The organism is Bradyrhizobium sp. Mp19, from assembly GCF_029952935.1.
In the GTDB taxonomy this organism is placed as follows: domain Bacteria; phylum Pseudomonadota; class Alphaproteobacteria; order Rhizobiales; family Xanthobacteraceae; genus Bradyrhizobium; species Bradyrhizobium elkanii.
On sequence record NZ_JASAUT010000021.1, the window covers coordinates 101,136 to 115,905 of the forward strand.

13 protein-coding genes, 1 tRNA gene, 1 pseudogene and 2 riboswitches are annotated in these 14,770 nt (G+C 64.2%); of the genes and pseudogenes, 7 read left to right on the plus strand and 8 right to left on the minus strand.

Annotated elements, in window-relative coordinates:
• Positions 1-41 precede the first annotated feature (41 nt).
• Positions 42-156, minus strand: a riboswitch (glycine riboswitch).
• 3 nt (positions 157-159) lie between these two features.
• A riboswitch (glycine riboswitch) is annotated at positions 160-266 on the minus strand.
• Positions 267-357: 91 nt separating this feature from the next.
• On the minus strand, positions 358-1,488 hold the full coding sequence (locus QJT82_RS22900) for a M20/M25/M40 family metallo-hydrolase (protein ID WP_028342923.1): 1,131 nt from the start codon (positions 1,486-1,488) through the stop codon (positions 358-360).
• A 265-nt stretch (positions 1,489-1,753) separates the two neighbouring features.
• Here QJT82_RS22900 and QJT82_RS22905 point away from each other — a divergent pair, with 265 nt between their 5' ends.
• Positions 1,754-3,373, plus strand: coding sequence for an ABC transporter substrate-binding protein (locus QJT82_RS22905; RefSeq protein WP_028342924.1), 1,620 nt, complete (start codon positions 1,754-1,756; stop codon positions 3,371-3,373).
• Between the two features lie 584 nt (positions 3,374-3,957).
• Here the strand turns inward: QJT82_RS22905 and QJT82_RS22910 are convergent.
• Positions 3,958-4,044, minus strand: a tRNA-Leu gene (locus tag QJT82_RS22910).
• A 224-nt stretch (positions 4,045-4,268) separates the two neighbouring features.
• Here QJT82_RS22910 and QJT82_RS22915 point away from each other — a divergent pair.
• Positions 4,269-4,703 (plus strand): hypothetical protein, encoded by a 435-nt coding sequence (locus QJT82_RS22915; protein ID WP_028342925.1) that lies wholly within the window; start codon positions 4,269-4,271, stop codon positions 4,701-4,703.
• 39 nt (positions 4,704-4,742) lie between these two features.
• Here QJT82_RS22915 and QJT82_RS22920 read toward each other — a convergent pair whose 3' ends face one another.
• Together QJT82_RS22920 and QJT82_RS22925 are read right to left on the minus strand one after the other, a co-directional pair.
• The gene (locus QJT82_RS22920; protein WP_028342926.1) at positions 4,743-5,945 is read right to left on the minus strand and encodes an FAD-dependent monooxygenase; all 1,203 of its coding nucleotides are present in this window, start codon (positions 5,943-5,945) and stop codon (positions 4,743-4,745) included.
• A 7-nt stretch (positions 5,946-5,952) separates the two neighbouring features.
• On the minus strand, positions 5,953-6,198 hold the full coding sequence (locus QJT82_RS22925) for a zinc-finger domain-containing protein (protein WP_028342927.1): 246 nt from the start codon (positions 6,196-6,198) through the stop codon (positions 5,953-5,955).
• 234 nt (positions 6,199-6,432) lie between these two features.
• Here QJT82_RS22925 and QJT82_RS22930 point away from each other — a divergent pair, with 234 nt between their 5' ends.
• Both QJT82_RS22930 and QJT82_RS22935 read left to right on the plus strand, forming a co-directional pair.
• Positions 6,433-7,566, plus strand: a complete 1,134-nt coding sequence (locus QJT82_RS22930) for a hypothetical protein (RefSeq protein WP_028342928.1) — start codon at positions 6,433-6,435, stop codon at positions 7,564-7,566.
• Positions 7,567-7,623: 57 nt separating this feature from the next.
• Entirely contained in the window at positions 7,624-8,376 is a 753-nt protein-coding gene (locus tag QJT82_RS22935; protein WP_028342929.1) for an alpha/beta hydrolase, read from the plus strand.
• 21 nt (positions 8,377-8,397) lie between these two features.
• On the opposite strand, the pseudogene QJT82_RS22940 reads toward QJT82_RS22935, so the two are convergent.
• Positions 8,398-9,771: pseudogene (locus tag QJT82_RS22940) on the minus strand (hypothetical protein); the annotation flags it as partial.
• A gap of 182 nt (positions 9,772-9,953) precedes the next feature.
• Here QJT82_RS22940 and cysE point away from each other — a divergent pair.
• Positions 9,954-10,781, plus strand: a complete 828-nt coding sequence (cysE, locus tag QJT82_RS22945) for a serine O-acetyltransferase (RefSeq protein WP_028342930.1) — start codon at positions 9,954-9,956, stop codon at positions 10,779-10,781.
• Positions 10,782-10,931: 150 nt separating this feature from the next.
• Positions 10,932-11,144 carry a DUF3126 family protein gene (locus QJT82_RS22950; RefSeq protein WP_021077729.1) on the plus strand — a complete coding sequence of 71 codons (213 nt, stop codon included), beginning with the start codon at positions 10,932-10,934 and terminating at the stop codon, positions 11,142-11,144.
• A gap of 204 nt (positions 11,145-11,348) precedes the next feature.
• Here the strand turns inward: QJT82_RS22950 and QJT82_RS22955 are convergent, their stop codons facing one another.
• From QJT82_RS22955 to QJT82_RS22965, 3 genes are all read right to left on the minus strand, one after another.
• On the minus strand, positions 11,349-12,038 hold the full coding sequence (locus QJT82_RS22955) for a sulfite exporter TauE/SafE family protein (RefSeq protein WP_245288825.1): 690 nt from the start codon (positions 12,036-12,038) through the stop codon (positions 11,349-11,351).
• Positions 12,039-12,124: 86 nt separating this feature from the next.
• The gene (locus tag QJT82_RS22960) at positions 12,125-12,787 is read right to left on the minus strand and encodes a family 16 glycoside hydrolase (RefSeq protein WP_028342931.1); all 663 of its coding nucleotides are present in this window, start codon (positions 12,785-12,787) and stop codon (positions 12,125-12,127) included.
• Between the two features lie 559 nt (positions 12,788-13,346).
• Entirely contained in the window at positions 13,347-14,057 is a 711-nt protein-coding gene (locus tag QJT82_RS22965; protein WP_028342932.1) for a hypothetical protein, read from the minus strand.
• 219 nt (positions 14,058-14,276) lie between these two features.
• Between QJT82_RS22965 and QJT82_RS22970 the strand changes: the two genes are divergently transcribed.
• The gene (locus QJT82_RS22970) at positions 14,277-14,606 is read left to right on the plus strand and encodes a hypothetical protein (protein ID WP_028342933.1); all 330 of its coding nucleotides are present in this window, start codon (positions 14,277-14,279) and stop codon (positions 14,604-14,606) included.
• The last annotated feature ends 164 nt before the right edge of the window (positions 14,607-14,770 follow it).

Here is a 14,770-nt window from a genome sequence, read left to right on the forward strand (position 1 = left end):
AGAGTCGCCGAACCACCGGTGAAACCGGCATTCGGCGCCCCATCTGTCACGGTACCTGAGAGCTTGATCCGCATCGGGCCGGGGCCAGAAGCGAACTATCCCCTTCGGTGGACGTCATGGCCCTTGATGTGCGGCCATGTTCGTCTCTCTCCAGATCGTCCTGACGATACGGTCCTTTTGCCTGAGAGTTTCCGGGGCGGTTGCTCCGTCGGCGCCGAAGGCAACAACACGAATGTTGTCGCTTCGATCTCTCCCGCATCGTCGCGTTGGACGGCCGGACCGTAGGCGAAGCCTTAAAAATGGACAAGGCTAAATTTCGATCCGGCAGTGCCAACGTGTTGTGCAGTGCAATCGATGTCAGTCCAGCGTCGCCAGCAGCGCCGCCATCAGGCGGCCGCGTTCGGCGAGGCTGTCGACCTCGATGTGCTCGTTGAGCGTATGTGCGTCGGCGCCGCGAACGCCGAGGCCGTCGAGCGTGGGGATGCCCATCGCGCCGGTGAAGTTGCCGTCCGAGCCGCCGCCGGCGCTGCCGTGTGGCAGATCGAGACCCATCGCCGCCGCAAGGCCTTCTGCCTTTTCATACAGCGCCATGGTGCCCGCATCGGGCTCCCACACCGGGCGGGTGACGCCGCGCGTCACCTTGAAGGTCACGTCGTTGGCGGTGCCCGACAGTGCCAGCATGCGCTCGACGCCACGGTCGAGATCGGCCTGGCGCTTGGCCATGCTGAGCGCTTCGCCGGTGCAGGTCGTCGCGACGCAATTGACCCACTGGCCGCCATGCACGATGCCGACCGAGAAGGTGCAGTCCTCGGTGGTCATGCCGTCGATGGCGATGATCTGCCGCGCCATCTCGCGGATCGCGGAACGCCCGGAAGACAGCGTCGCGCCGGCATGGCTGGGCTTGCCGGTAGCTTCCAGATTGAAGCGCGCGATCGCGTAGCGGCCGGTGACGACGCCGTTGTTCGGCCGACCGGGCTCCGGCACCAGCACGTATTTGTTGCGCGCGGCTTCCGCCTCGATGATGTCGCGCGTCGACGGCGTGCCGACCTCTTCATCGGGGGTGAACAGCACGGTAATCGGCAGCGGTGTCGTGAAGGAGGCGCGCGCCAACTGCCTGATCGCCTCGATCGACAGATAGTTGCCGCCCTTCATGTCGAAGATGCCCGGCCCGAAGCACTTGTTGCCCTCGCGCCGCCACTTCAGCTTTTCGATGGTGCCGACCGGGTGCACGGTGTCCAGATGGCCGGCGATCAGGATGCCGGGCTGGCCTTGTTTCGGATGGGGGAAACGGGCGCGGACGCAGCCCGCGAAGCCCTGGCGTCCGGCGATGCGCTCGATCGTCGCACCCATGATCGCCATCTCGCGGGCGGCGAGATCGAGCATGCGCTCGACCGCGGCCGCGTTCCAGGTCGGGCTTTCGCATTCCACCCAGTTGCGCAGGCCCTGCAGCATCGTTTCGGAATCAAAGGGGAGATTGGCGGGGTTCATCGTTGTTCTCTCTTGTTGTTCTGACGGCGCCGGCATCGCGCGCGCGTTACGAAAATCTCAGCCGACGATTTTGTAAAGCCAGAATCTGGCGTGCGGCCTCATTCGTTTGTGTACGTCCGATGCGACCTGAAACCGATTGACGCGCTTGGCGCTTGGTGCAAGTCTCGATTTCACAAGCCATACAGCATGTTAGTTCGCCTAAATAACGAACCGCATGCATAACGAATAAGCCGGCTTTGACCAGTTACACGTCAGGAGAGATTGCATGTTCCCTATCTCGCGTTGGAAACACCGCACGCTAGCGGCTGCGTTGACGGCGCTCGCGCTGTCGTTCGCACCGCAGGAATTGTCTTTCGCACCGCAGGCGATGGCCGCGGGCAAGACCATCACCGCGGTGATGCACTCGGATCTGCGCGTCATCGATCCGATCATGACCACGGCCTACATCACCCGCGATCATGGCTACATGATCTATGACACGCTGCTGGCGACGGATTCCAATTTCAAGATCCAGCCGCAGATGGCGGACTGGAAGGTTTCCGACGACAAGCTGACCTATACGTTCACGCTGCGCGACGGCCTGAAGTGGCACGACGGCGCGCCGGTCACCGCGGAAGACTGCGTCGCCTCGCTGCAGCGTTGGGGCAAGGTCGACGGCATGGGCCAGAAGCTGATGGACTTCGTCGCGAGCCTGGAGGCGACCGACGCCAAGACCATCACGCTGAAGCTGAAGGAACCCTACGGCCTCGTGCTGGAATCGATAGGCAAGCCGTCGTCGCGCGTGCCGTTCATGATGCCGAAGCGTCTTGCCGAGACGCCGCCGGACAAGCCGATCCCGGAACAGATCGGCTCCGGACCGTTCAAATTCGTGCAGGCGGAATTCCAGCCGGGCGTGAAGGCGGTCTATGAGAAGAACAAGGACTACGTGCCGCGCAAGGAGCCGGCGAGCTGGACCGCGGGCGGCAAGGTCGTCAAGGTCGACCGCGTCGAGTGGGTCACGATGGCCGATGCCCAGACCGCGGTGAATGCGTTGCAATCCGGCGACATCGATTTCATGGAGAACCTTCCGTTCGACATGCTGCCGGTGCTCGAAGCCAATCCGGATCTCAAGATCGACGTCCTGAACAAGTTCGGCTTCCAGACCCTCGGACGCATGAACTTCCTCTATCCGCCGTTCGACAATCCGAAGGTGCGCCGGGCTGCGTTCCTGGCGATGAACCAGAAGGACGTGCTCGACGCGCTGGTCGGCAACGCCAAGTACCAGAAGATCTGCGGCGCCTTCTTCGTCTGCGGCACGCCGCTCGAGACCGACGTCGGGGCCGAAACGCTGGTGAAGGGCAACGGCCTGGCGGAAGCCAAGAAGGCGCTCGCCGCGTCCGGCTATGACGGCACCCCCGTGGTGATCATGGCGCCGGGCGACGTCACGACGTTGAAGGCCCAGCCTGTCGTGGCCGCGCAGCAGTTGCGCGAGGCCGGCTTCAAGGTCGACCTGCAGGCCACCGACTGGCAGACCGTGGTGACCCGCCGCGCCAGCCAGAAGTCGCCGAAGGAAGGCGGCTGGAACATGTTCTTCACCAACTGGGTCGCGGCCGACGTCTCCGATCCGATCGTCAACGCGTCGATCACCGGGCGCGGCAAGAATGGCGGCTGGTTCGGCTGGGCCGAAGACCCGAAGATCGAGGAGCTGCGTGACAAGTTCGCACGCGCCGGCTCGGCTGAGGAAAAGAAGAAGATCGCCGCGGAAATCCAGACCGAGGCCTACGATCAGGTGATCTACATTCCGCTCGGCCAGTACACCATTCCGAGCGCGTGGCGGAAGTCGCTCACCGGTGTGCTCGACGGTCCGGCGACGCCGATCTTCTGGAATATCGACAAGTCCGAGTAGGCGCGGCTCAACGCAAAACGAATGGCCGGGACCTCGTCCCGGCCATTTTTCTTTCTTTCGCTGTCGCTTGTCAGGTGTGGCTGTCGCGAAGCTGCTCCAGTCCGTCGCTAAGCGGTGGCCCGCCTGGTGGCGCGCTGTGCGGCGGGGAGGGGCGCTCCTTGCGCTGATCGCATTGTTCGGTTGCGCGCTGCGCGGATGGATCGTCGTTCGGCATCGTCATGCTCCAATTGCGGCATGACAACGAATACCCAGTGCATGAGTTCCGAACCGGCGACCGCTAATCGCCGTGGTCTGGTCTCATACTGCTCGGGCTCGACAAGCTCGTGAGCTGCGTCGGTCCAATACCGGTCGCAATCCGATTGCAGTTTGCAATCCGATTGCAGTTTGCAATCGCCATCGCCGATCTCCGACCAAATTGATTTCACAATGCGACGGCCGCGAAATGAGCGGCCGGAATTCCAATGCGGGAAGACTACGATGGTCAGCGATCGCGGCGTGTGAACCACGCCACAGCCGGAAAACACGAGGCGGCGAGCATCGCGATGCTGGCCCGCCTGGTGGGTCCGTGCACGGCATGCGAAGGCTGGTGCGGGCGGTGGGACTCGAACCCACACGACGTTGCCATCGAGGGATTTTAAGTCCCTTGCGTCTACCAGTTCCGCCACGTCCGCGTTGCGCCAGGCGCGCCGATTTCTAGCGCGTTTGGGCGCGGAGTGGAATTGTCATTATCCAGTGCTAACAGGTGAGCTTTCAAAGGCTTAAGCGGCCGCCCGCAATTCCATTTGCCTCGGCGGCCGAGCATTGGGATAAGCAGCGCGCCGCCGCGATTGAGCCTCAATCCGGACACCGGTGGCTGCTTTAGGCAATCTCAACACTGTCCGGTTAAGAAAGCTGAATGTCTGTTCGTTTCCCACGCCGCCCGAAGCTGCCGCGCGCGGCGGCCGTCATTGCGTTGCTCGTCTCGGCCGCGGGCGTTTCCGGCTGCGCGCAGATCGGCGACAGCGTGCCGTCGGCATTCGCCGATCCCGCCAAATATGAGCTCTATGATTGCAAGCAGCTCGAGAACGAGCGCAGCAATCTCAAGACCCGCGCGGCGGATCAGGAAAAATTGATGGCCAAGGCGGAGACCGGCGTCGGCGGTACCGTCGTCTCCGAGATGGTCTATCGCAACGAGCTGATCTCGATCCACTCCCAGCAGAAGCTGGCGGATGAGGCATGGCGCAAGGGCAAGTGCCATGAAAGCCCGCCGGACACCCCTGTGGCCGCGGCACCCGCTGCCCCGACGCCGGCGGCGAAGGGCCCGCGCGCGCCACGAGGCCTCGTCCACTAAGCCGGCGTTTCCGGACGAGCCGGTCGTGATTGGCCGAACTCAGGCGCGCCAGTCGTAAATCCAGTCCTGCCGCGCCAGCATGCGCTCCGGACCGATGGCGCGGATCGCCAGATCGCGCGCGATCGCCGCCGGCCCGCCCAAATGATAGATGCGGCCCTGCTGCCGCGCCAGGCGCTGCACTTTCAGCACGCGCCCGCGCCGCACCCGTGCGTAGCGCTTCAGCGCGGCGGGAATGCCCGCGGTGTTTTCCCCGGTGCTGTCGCTCAGGGCCCTGGCGAGCACGGCCGCATCCTCGATCGCCATGCCGGCGCCTTGTGCGGCAAACGGCAACATCGCATGCGCGGCATCGCCGAGCAGCGTCACCGCGCCTTCGCTCCAGCGGCCGATGTCGGGCAGGGTGAACAGCGCCCATTTGCGCCAGCCGTCGACCGCGCCGATGAGCATCCGCACCGTCGCGGGCCAGCGCGCGGTGGCGAATGCACCCTTGATCTCGTTGATGTCGCCGGGCTCGCTCCAGCCCGGCCGGTTCCAGGTGCCCGATACGATCGCGACCACGTTGATCTGGCGTCCGGCCGAGATGGGGTAGGCGACGAGATGCGCGTCCGGTCCCATCCAGAGCTGCACGCGCGGTGCGGTGTATTCATGCGGCAGGGCGGTGGCGTCCAGCGTGCCGCGCCAGGCGATCAGGCCGGAGAATTGCGGCTGTACATCCGGAAACAAATGCCCACGCACCGACGACCAGATGCCGTCGGCACCGATCAGCGCGACGGCCAATTCCTCCTGCCGTGAATTGCCGCGGCGTTGGACGACGGTGAGGCCTCGCGCATGTTTGGTCACATCCTCGAACTGGCAGCCGAGCCGCAGATCGATATCGGGATGGTCGCTCGCGGCGGCCTGCAGCGCGGCCTGCAAATCGGCGCGGTGGATCACCCAATAGGGTGCGCCGGCGCGGAACTCGGCGGCCTGGCCAAGCGGCATCCGTGCGATCTCGCCACCGGCCCGCGCGCTCAGGATGTTGACGCATTCAGGCGTGACCGCGCGCCGCGCAAGCGGTTCCTTGAGCCCGAGCTCGACCAGGATGCGGCTGGCGTTGGGAGAGAGCTGGATGCCGGCGCCGGCTTCCTCGAGCCGTTCGGCCTTCTCCAGCACGACGACGCGAAAACCCTGTGCCGCCAGTGTCAGCGACGCCGTCAGTCCTCCGATCCCGGCGCCTGCAACGATGACGGTTCGCGTCAGCGCCACGGAGCGGTCAGGCGACCTTGTCTTTCAGCACGCATTCCGGCGGCCGCGCTTCGCCGGCCGCGAGGTCGGCCGCGAAGCGATAAAGCGTCGAGCAGTACGGACAGATGATCTCGCTGTCATTGCCGAGGTCGAGGAACACGTGCGGGTGGTCGAACGGCGGGTTGGCGCCGACGCACATGAACTCCTGCGATCCGATTTCGATCACCGAGACACCGGCATCGTTATGGAAGTGCGGGACGACGTGGTCGGACATATTCTCACCTTGATGGCAACGATGGGCGGACGCAATCAACAGCATGCGGCATCGCGAAATGCCGCGCACCATACTGACGGGAACAGTTGATTCCTAGAGCCCCGATGGCTCATTTGCTCATGCAAATTCGACACAATCTTGTCGTCCCAGAGAAGCCCTCCTTTGGTCGGAGCCGTTGTGTCGCAAAAACGGCACACTATCTCCAAGGCGAATAAAACTAGAGGTTTTAGCGGGATGAATCGGGTGCGCGTCAGCTTGGCGGTGGTCGGCGTGGCAGCAAGTGCTGCCGTGGGCGCGGCTATTTGGCCGCACGCCCGTGACGCCGGCACCGTACTGGCGGCGCGGGACGATCCCGCAGCGCTCGCCGACATCAGGCTCAATTCCGTGCTGCGCAACAACCCGGCGTTGATCTCCGACAATATCGAGGCGGCGCTGGCCTCCGGCGATGCCGACCTTGCGGCCAGCTTTGTCGAACTCGCCGGCGAGAAGAACATCGCGCTCGGTGATGATCTCACCAAGCGCGTCGATGACGCGCGCGCCGAGCAATCATCCACCATGCATTTCGCCAAAGGCTTCGCCACCGGCCTGGTGACCGGCAATGCCGACGATGTCGCAAGCCTGTCCGGCACGGTCGCCGGCGACCTCTTCGTATTCGGCGATGTCAGGGATGTCGTGCGCGAGGGCAAGCACCTCGTGATGGGCGAGGATACCGACCAGCTGGTGCTCGGCCTCGCGGCCGCCGGGCTCGCCGTGACCGCGGCCACCTATGTGTCGGTCGGCGGCGCCGGGCCGCTGCGCGCCGGGCTGACGCTGGTCAAGGATACGCGCAAGGCCGGACGGCTGAGCGAGGGGATGATCGAATGGGCCGGGCGTTCGACCCGCGAGGTGGTCGACCAGCCGGCGCTGCGCCAGGCGCTCGTCTCCGGCTCGGTGCTGCGGCCGGTGCAAACCGCAACCGCGATCCGCGCGGCCTTCCGCGCCGAGAAGGCCGGCGCGCTGGTGCGCGTCGCCAAGGACGTCGGGCGCATCGGCGAGGCGGCCGGAGTTCGCGCTGCGCGGGATACGCTGAAGGTCGCCGAGAACCCGAAGGAGATCGCGCGGGCGGCGCGGATCGCCGAGGCGAAGGGCGGCCAGACCCGTGCGATCCTGAAGCTGCTCGGCCGCGGCGCGCTGCTGCTGGCCGCCGGCGCATTCAATCTCACCATGTGGCTGTTCGGCGCGCTGCTGGCGCTGTTCGGCTTCCTGTCGTCGATCAAGGCCACCACCGAACGGGCCACCGCCTGGTGGCTCAGACGAAGCAAGGCGCTGCGCCTGAAGCGGCAGATGGCCGCTCAGGCTACCTTGGCGAGTATGCCCGCCCAGGGTTAGGCTTGCGGTCGCCTGTCGATCGCCAATCGCAAATCCCAAGAAGAAACGGAATGGATGATGCCGAGTTTCCATCACGGCGATGTTGAAATTGCCTATATCGACGAAGGCGCGGGCGAACCGATCGTGCTGGTGCACGGCTTTGCCTCGAGCAAGAACGTCAACTGGATCTACCCGACCTGGGTGTCGGATCTGGTCAAGGCCGGCCGTCGCGTGATTGCGCTCGACAATCGCGGCCACGGCGAATCCGCCAAGCTCTACGATGCCGCGCAGTACGAGATCGCGACCATGGCCAGCGACGTGATCGCACTGATGGACCATCTCGGAATCACGCGCGCCGACATCATGGGCTATTCGCTGGGCTCGCGGATGACGGCGATCCTGGCGCGAGAGAATCCCGATCGGGTGCGCTCGGCGATCCTTGGCGGGATCGGCATCGGACTGATCGAGGGCGGCGGCCCCGGCGAGACGGTCGCGCTGGCGCTGGAGGCGCCGTCGCTCGACGATGTCACCGACCCGGTCGGCCGTACCTTCCGCGCCTTTGCCGACCAGACCCGCTCCGACCGCCGCGCGCTCGCCGCCTGCCTGCGCGGTTCGCGCCGCCTGATGACGCGCGAGGAGGCGGCCGGCATCCGTGTGCCGGTGTTGATCGCGGTCGGCAGCAAGGACGAGATCGCGGGCTCGGCGTCAGCGCTCGGCCGGATCATTCCGGGTTCGGAGGTGCTCGACATTCCGAACCGCGATCACATGCGGGCGGTCGGCGACAAGGTCTACAAGACCGGGGTCATCGACTTCCTGTCGCGGCGAAAATAGATCGTCGGCTTCATCCCTGGCGAAGGCGCGCGCGGCCGCGATCAGCACCACGAAGGTCGCGACCCACGCCATGCGCGCGCCGTAGCGGTCATGCGGTCCCGAGATCACGCCGCAGACGAAGGCATTGCCGAGCAGGGCAAGCGTGACCGTGCCCGCCAGCAGCGTCAGATCGTCGAGCCGCCGCTGCCACAGGCCGCGGCCGAACAGGATCACGACCAGCAGCATCGAGCCCAGCGCGACCGGCACGTGGATGCGGTTGATCGCGGTGAAGTCGAGGTGCCAGCGTTGCTGCCGCGCCGCGCGCATTGGCGCGACCTGCTTGGGAATGTAGCGCTCGATGATCCCGTAGGTATGCGGGATCCAGCCATTGGTGCCTTCACCGGTCGCGACATGCATGAGCTGGTCTGCGGTTGCGGTCAGCGCCGCCTTGGCCTGCCATTCCGGATATTCGGCCAGCGAGCGCAGCACGATGTAGCCCATCTCGTCATTCAGTCCCTTGAAGCGGCCGAGCGTGTTGAACATGCTGTGGCCCCACAGGAAGTCGTCGGCGGTCGGCGGCAACTCGTCGCGATAGGGGCAGAGCTTCAGCTTCTCCGTCGCGCAATGATCGCGCAGATATTGCGCGACGATGCCATCCTGCAGCATGCGGCCGAAGGCGACGCCATAGCCGCCGGGCGTCCAGGCCAGCTGTCCGGACAGCGCAAAGTTCGCTGCCAGCAGCATCGCCGCGCCGGCGACGGTGGTCAGGCTGCCTTGTACGAGGCCCGCGACCGGGATGCGCCGTCCGAGCCACGGACGCAGCATCCAGCCGACGCAGCACAGGCCGAGCAGCACCGCCAGCGTCGCGCTGTGCGTGGCGGCGGAAAACGCGATGAAGGCGAACAGCACCGCCTTCTCCAGCGTCGAGATCCGTTCGCCGTGCAGGATGAGGATGAAGAGCGCGAGCACCGAAAGGCCGGCGAAGATGTCGGTCAGCAGCATGCTGTCCAGCCAGGGCAAAGCGGTGGTCGCGATCAGTGCGAGGCTGACCGCAATCAGCCGGACCGGCCGGGCGAGGCCGAGCACGCGCAGCGTCAGCTGCAGGATCCATAGCGTCGCCAGGGTCTGGATGCCGAGGTTGAGCCAGAAATCCGATGTCTCGCCGACATGGAGGTAGATGCCGAACACCGTCGACCGGCTCGGCACCAGGTAGCCCTCATACCAGCGCGCTAGATAGCCGCCGGTATCCCATTGGAGCAGCGGATAGCCGTTCCAGAAGGCAGGGGCGAGCAGGAGGAGGGGGATGGCAATGGTCGCGATCCAGACCGACCGTGCATCGGTCAGGCGGGCACCTAAACTCTGGGTATTGATGATGTTTCCCCCTTTTATTGGGGCCGACCATGCCCAAAACCACACTGGGGACGAAATCCGCCAATAGTTGCAGAAGCACGGCTTGATTTCGGCAAAATCCCGACCAATTCCCCTAGACGCCGGCCCGGGGGTGTTCGGCTGGGGTTTACCGTACTGAGCCATCCCGGGACGCGCTGGGTCCATCGTGCTATAACGCACATCAGAACAACCGAATTGCGAGAGCAGCTATGGCAGTTCATCAGGTCAATCCGCAGGGGAGCAAGCTGGCGGCGCTCGATCCGATCTGGGATCGAATCCGCGGCGAGGCGGAGGACATCCTGCGGCGCGAGCCGGAGCTCGCATCCTTCATCTATGCGACCGTGCTGCATCATGAGCGGCTGGAAGATTCGGTGGTCCATCGCATTGCCGAGCGGCTCGATCACGCCGCGCTGTCGGGCGATTTGATCCGCCAGACCTATGGCGAGGCACTGCGCGACGAGCCCGATATCGGCAACGCGTTCCGCGCCGATCTCGTCGCCGTCTATGACCGCGATCCCGCGACCTCGCGCTTCATCGATCCCTTGCTCTACTTCAAGGGCTTTCACGCGCTGCAGACCCATCGTCTCGCGCACTGGCTCTATCAGAAGGGCCGCAAGGATTTTGCCTTCTACCTGCAGAGCCGCTCCTCGGCGGTGTTCCAGACCGACATCAACCCGGCCGCCAGGATCGGCCGCGGCATCTTCCTCGATCACGCCACCGGTTTCGTCTGCGGCGAGACGGCGGTCATCGAGGACGATGTCTCGATCCTGCATGGCGTCACGCTCGGCGGCACCGGCAAGGAGAACGAGGATCGCCATCCGAAGATCCGACACGGCGTGCTGATCGGCGCCGGCGCCAAGATCCTCGGCAATATCGAGATCGGTCATTGCGCGCGCATCGCGGCCGGCTCGGTCGTGGTCAAGCCCGTGCCGCACAACGTCACGGTCGCAGGCGTGCCGGCGAAAATCGTCGGCGAGGCCGGCTGTGCCGAGCCGTCTCGCACCATGGACCAGATGCTCGGCGCGATCGGGCTTTGATTTCACTCGCTTTCTGATCGCGGCGAAAACGCGCCCAAACAAGACTCGTGTGCGCAACATCACGTCGCCAAAGCCTGAAAAGGCTCTGGCGATCTTTGCCGTCTCGTCCTAAAACTCCCCCGAAAATCATCGACCCGATTGGAGACGGCCGTGGACGTTCAGGAAGTCAGGAAGCTCGACGCGTATCTCAAACGCGTGTTCAGCAATCCCAAGATCCGCGTGGTGCCGCGGCCCAAGAAGGACGACTCGGCCGAGGTCTATATCGGCGAGGAGTTCATCGGCGTGCTGTTCGTCGACGACGAGGACGATGATCGCTCGTTCCAGTTCCAGATGGCGATCCTGGAAGAGGATCTGGCCGAGTAAGGCGGAACAGCAGCGTTGCCGGCCGGCTCCGTCGCATGAGCGCCGGAGCCCGTTGGCGTGCGCGGCGCGGATCGACGGATCTGGCCGCACCGGGTCGCCAGCTTCAAGAACGTGAGTGAAGTACCGCTTCAAGCCAATGCGGGCACGATCAGCGACAGGCCGGCGAGCAGCAATAGTATCAACACCACGGTGCGGAACATCTCGTCATCGATCTTTCCGTACAGCGTGAAGCCACTCCAGAGGCCGGCGAGAAGGAATGGCAGACCCAGCCCGTACAGTTTTGACGGTTTCCGTCGTGAAGGCGCCGGTAACGCCCATCGAAATCGAGATCACCACAAAGGCGGCGAACAGGACCGGCTGGAACACCGCGCGCTGCGCGTCCTTCGTCCAGCCGCGCCATTGGCACGAGATGGTCGAGACAACGCCACCCAGCCCGGTGAGTCCGCCGACCAATCCGTTGACGAGACCGATCGCGATATCCGGTGCGACCCCGATCTTCACCGGCCTGAACGCCGGCCGTGTCAGGCTGTAGATCGCGTAAAGTGCCAGCAATGCGCCGACACCGAATTGCAGATGGACCGCGCTGAGATAGGTGAGCAGCACCACACCGGCCGGGATGCCGATCGTTGTGCCAACTGACAACGGCCAGATCGCGTGCCAGTTGAACGCCTGACGCAATTTCAGGATGCCGTAGCCCTGCGTCAGCAGGCCGTAACCCGCGATCAGTGCCGCGGTTTGCACCGGCGTGACGATGTGCAGCCACACACCCGACACGACGAGCCCCATCGCAAATCCCGAAAAGCCGCTGACGAACCCGCCGGCAAAAGCGGCAATAACAAAAAGAACAAGACTCGTTCCATCCACCGGTCGCTCCCCAAAAATGAGGTGACGCACTCTTGGATGGATGGTCCCATCTGATGGGGAGGGTGCGAATCCCCGAGCTTGCTGATTGGGCGGTCACCCACTGAACGCCAGCTTACCTATTTGGCTTCTCCGTAGGTGATTTGATCAAATAGCGTCACACTGTCGGCCTTGGTCCAAAGCCCCACCTTGCCTGCATCGCCAAATGTGGAATCCTCCACCTCGAACAATTGTTTGCCGTTGAAAGATACAATGAAGTGCGAGGCTTTGAAGTCGACACGTAGCGTGTGCCAGTTGTTGGACGGCACCTTGGTGTTGATTCCGTAGCCTCCCTTTCGGCCGACGATGTCGAGCGGGCTTCGGACGCCGTTCACTGTCTTGTACAAAACGACATTGTCCTCGAGTGCATTGGCGCGGGTCACGTAGTAGTTGTTTGCGTCCTTCGCTCGCCAAACAATGCCGGCGGCGCGGTCCTGCGAGCCCGCGACAGCCTTGAACTTGACCTCGACAAAGCCGTCCTTGATGTTGGTGTCGTCCTTCAATAGCAGCGGGTAGGTCGCTCGGCCGGATTGTTTGAGCACCTTCGACTTCGACGGCGCCGTCGCATCGGTTTCGACCGTCCATCTTGCATCGCCAGACCCTGTGACGGTGGCGGTCCAGCCCGCCGGCGCAACGCCGATCTGGGTATTCTCAAATCCAATTGCGTGGCTCGGCATGTCATTCACTCCCAGGAGAAGCAGCGTAACCGCGGCGATGGCCATGCGTTGTTGGGGATGAGGCATTTCTAGGCTCCCGTCGGATCGAAAATTCCACTGTGCGGATGTCGTGAAATGCGACCTTGCCAGGCGTCGATCATTCGAAAAGCCCGGCCGCTTGAACGGGAGGCTCGACCGGACGGGGAAACTTGGTCGAATCCCGCGATCCTCCTTGCGCGTAGCGCGATGAGGACTCCATCCCGGATTTTCGTTCCGTTCCGGTAGCAGACGGCGATCAGAGATTGATCGGCGCGGTCGTCGCGGCCAAGCTGAGTTGACCCGGACCAATGTTGCGGGGTTGGCCGGCGACGAGTTCGTCTGACCATGCGGAGGTAGGGATCGACGTCTTCCGAAGCCCGCGCAAATGCAGACCGCAAGGCAAATTGGCTGGAAGGAACTGGAGGCTTGCTTTCGCCCATGTGCACATGCCCTCGACAACTCGAGCGTTGCACAGTCTTGGACCGAAGCCTCAAGGGGAGACCGTATTTCCCCCACACAACTCTTAGTCCAGCGAGCCGACAAAGGCAATACGGATCGACCGGCGCCGCCATCGAATGCTCCGGGGCGCGCGGTGACGGGGAGGTGGTCATCCCCTCGCGCTGTGCATCTGCGCGGAGAGACGGTTCATCGCGGTGGCGATGTCGCGCCACTGCGCAAGCCAGCTGCGCGGAAAGCGGAAGGTCAGGTCGGCGCCGTCGATGCGCCGCTCACTCAGGCACATGCCGGGCGTCGAGGTATCGCGCGTGCAGCGCGCGGTCAGCTGCGGCTCGCTCGCCGTGAACAGCTCCTCGCCGCCATAGGGCGTGCCGTCGCGGAACGCGCGCGCCGTCAGGCCGTCGTCGGTGTTTGCGCGCTCGTCGAGATAGCGCGGATAGATCGTGCGCAGGCGCATGTCCGGCGCGAGTGAATCGTGGTGCGCCGCGATCGACACGAAGATCCTGTCGATCGGCTGCACCTTGTCCTCGACCGTATCGGCGCTGTAGTGCTTCGGCGCGGCAGGCGCCTCCAGCGACGGATAGAGGAAGCTCAAATCGACGCGCTCCTGCGGCCCGGAGTGGCGCTGGATCTTCATGCGCACGGCCATGGTCGGTACGTTGAACAGCGCGCCGCCGACGCTCACCGGCAGCCGCGACGGATCGCTCGGCGGGATGGTCGTGTAGGTCGGCCACAGCAGATAGGCGACGAGCGCAACCGCGCCGGCCGCGATCACCGCCGAGGCGATGATTGGAACGAGATGCGCGCGCGGGTTGCGGCGGGTGTCGCGGGCGAGATGCTGGGCGGTCGAGAGAAGCGTCATGAGCAGGGCAGAGATCAGGTCGGGAGGGGCCGAATCATCTGCCGAATATGCCACGTGGCGGGGAATTTCCGTACGATTCCAATGGAATCCGGGACCAAATGGCCATGCGCAAACGCTACACCTGACGGGTCCGGTTAACCTTTCCTTAAGGATGATGTGGCGGCCGGCTGCCAATTCTGCGAAGCAGGGCGGGTGGCCTGTTGCGTAGCGGAAGTTCCGATGTCGCCCGATACCTTGAATTCCCTGTTCTCGCTCCTGATCGGTTTCGCGCTCGCGGGCGCACTGGCCAGCGGTTACCAGGCGATGGCGGAGCGCCCGGCCGGTTTCGGCCTGCTGCAGGAGGGCGTGGCGCCGAAGACCTTCGCCGCGGTCCCGTTCCTCGTCTTCGCCGCACCGTTCATCATCATGCGCAACACGCTGCGCGGGGCACGCATCGAGCGCCGTCGCTTTGAATTCGTGATGATGGCAACCGTCATCTCCGGCTTCTGGAGCCTGATGTCGGGCACCTTCTTCATGATGACGCTGCGCGCTGCGGGCGTGCTGGCCTGATCCGATCATGATCCGCGGCCGATCACGGTCGCGCTTGCTTGAAACCATGTCGGCCGTCGTGCCAAGGTCTCCTGCGATCAGAGCTTCGGTTCTGATTGAATCAGAAACCGAAGCTCTGGATTTTCGTTTCGACGCGTTTTCTTCACGCGAACCGGTGTCCACTT

Bases quoted from the DNA above. Each gene is read 5' to 3' on its own strand.
- QJT82_RS22935 (WP_028342929.1), top strand. From the start codon at position 7,624: ATGCCGAGTTTCCATCACGGCGATGTTGAAATTGCCTATATCGACGAA.
- cysE (WP_028342930.1), top strand. From the start codon at position 9,954: ATGGCAGTTCATCAGGTCAATCCGCAGGGGAGCAAGCTGGCGGCGCTC.
- QJT82_RS22925 (WP_028342927.1), bottom strand. From the start codon at position 6,198: ATGTCCGACCACGTCGTCCCGCACTTCCATAACGATGCCGGTGTCTCG.
- QJT82_RS22970 (WP_028342933.1), top strand. From the start codon at position 14,277: ATGTCGCCCGATACCTTGAATTCCCTGTTCTCGCTCCTGATCGGTTTC.
- QJT82_RS22965 (WP_028342932.1), bottom strand. From the start codon at position 14,057: ATGACGCTTCTCTCGACCGCCCAGCATCTCGCCCGCGACACCCGCCGC.
- QJT82_RS22915 (WP_028342925.1), top strand. From the start codon at position 4,269: ATGTCTGTTCGTTTCCCACGCCGCCCGAAGCTGCCGCGCGCGGCGGCC.
- QJT82_RS22905 (WP_028342924.1), top strand. From the start codon at position 1,754: ATGTTCCCTATCTCGCGTTGGAAACACCGCACGCTAGCGGCTGCGTTG.
- QJT82_RS22960 (WP_028342931.1), bottom strand. From the start codon at position 12,787: ATGCCTCATCCCCAACAACGCATGGCCATCGCCGCGGTTACGCTGCTT.
- QJT82_RS22900 (WP_028342923.1), bottom strand. From the start codon at position 1,488: ATGAACCCCGCCAATCTCCCCTTTGATTCCGAAACGATGCTGCAGGGC.
- QJT82_RS22930 (WP_028342928.1), top strand. From the start codon at position 6,433: ATGAATCGGGTGCGCGTCAGCTTGGCGGTGGTCGGCGTGGCAGCAAGT.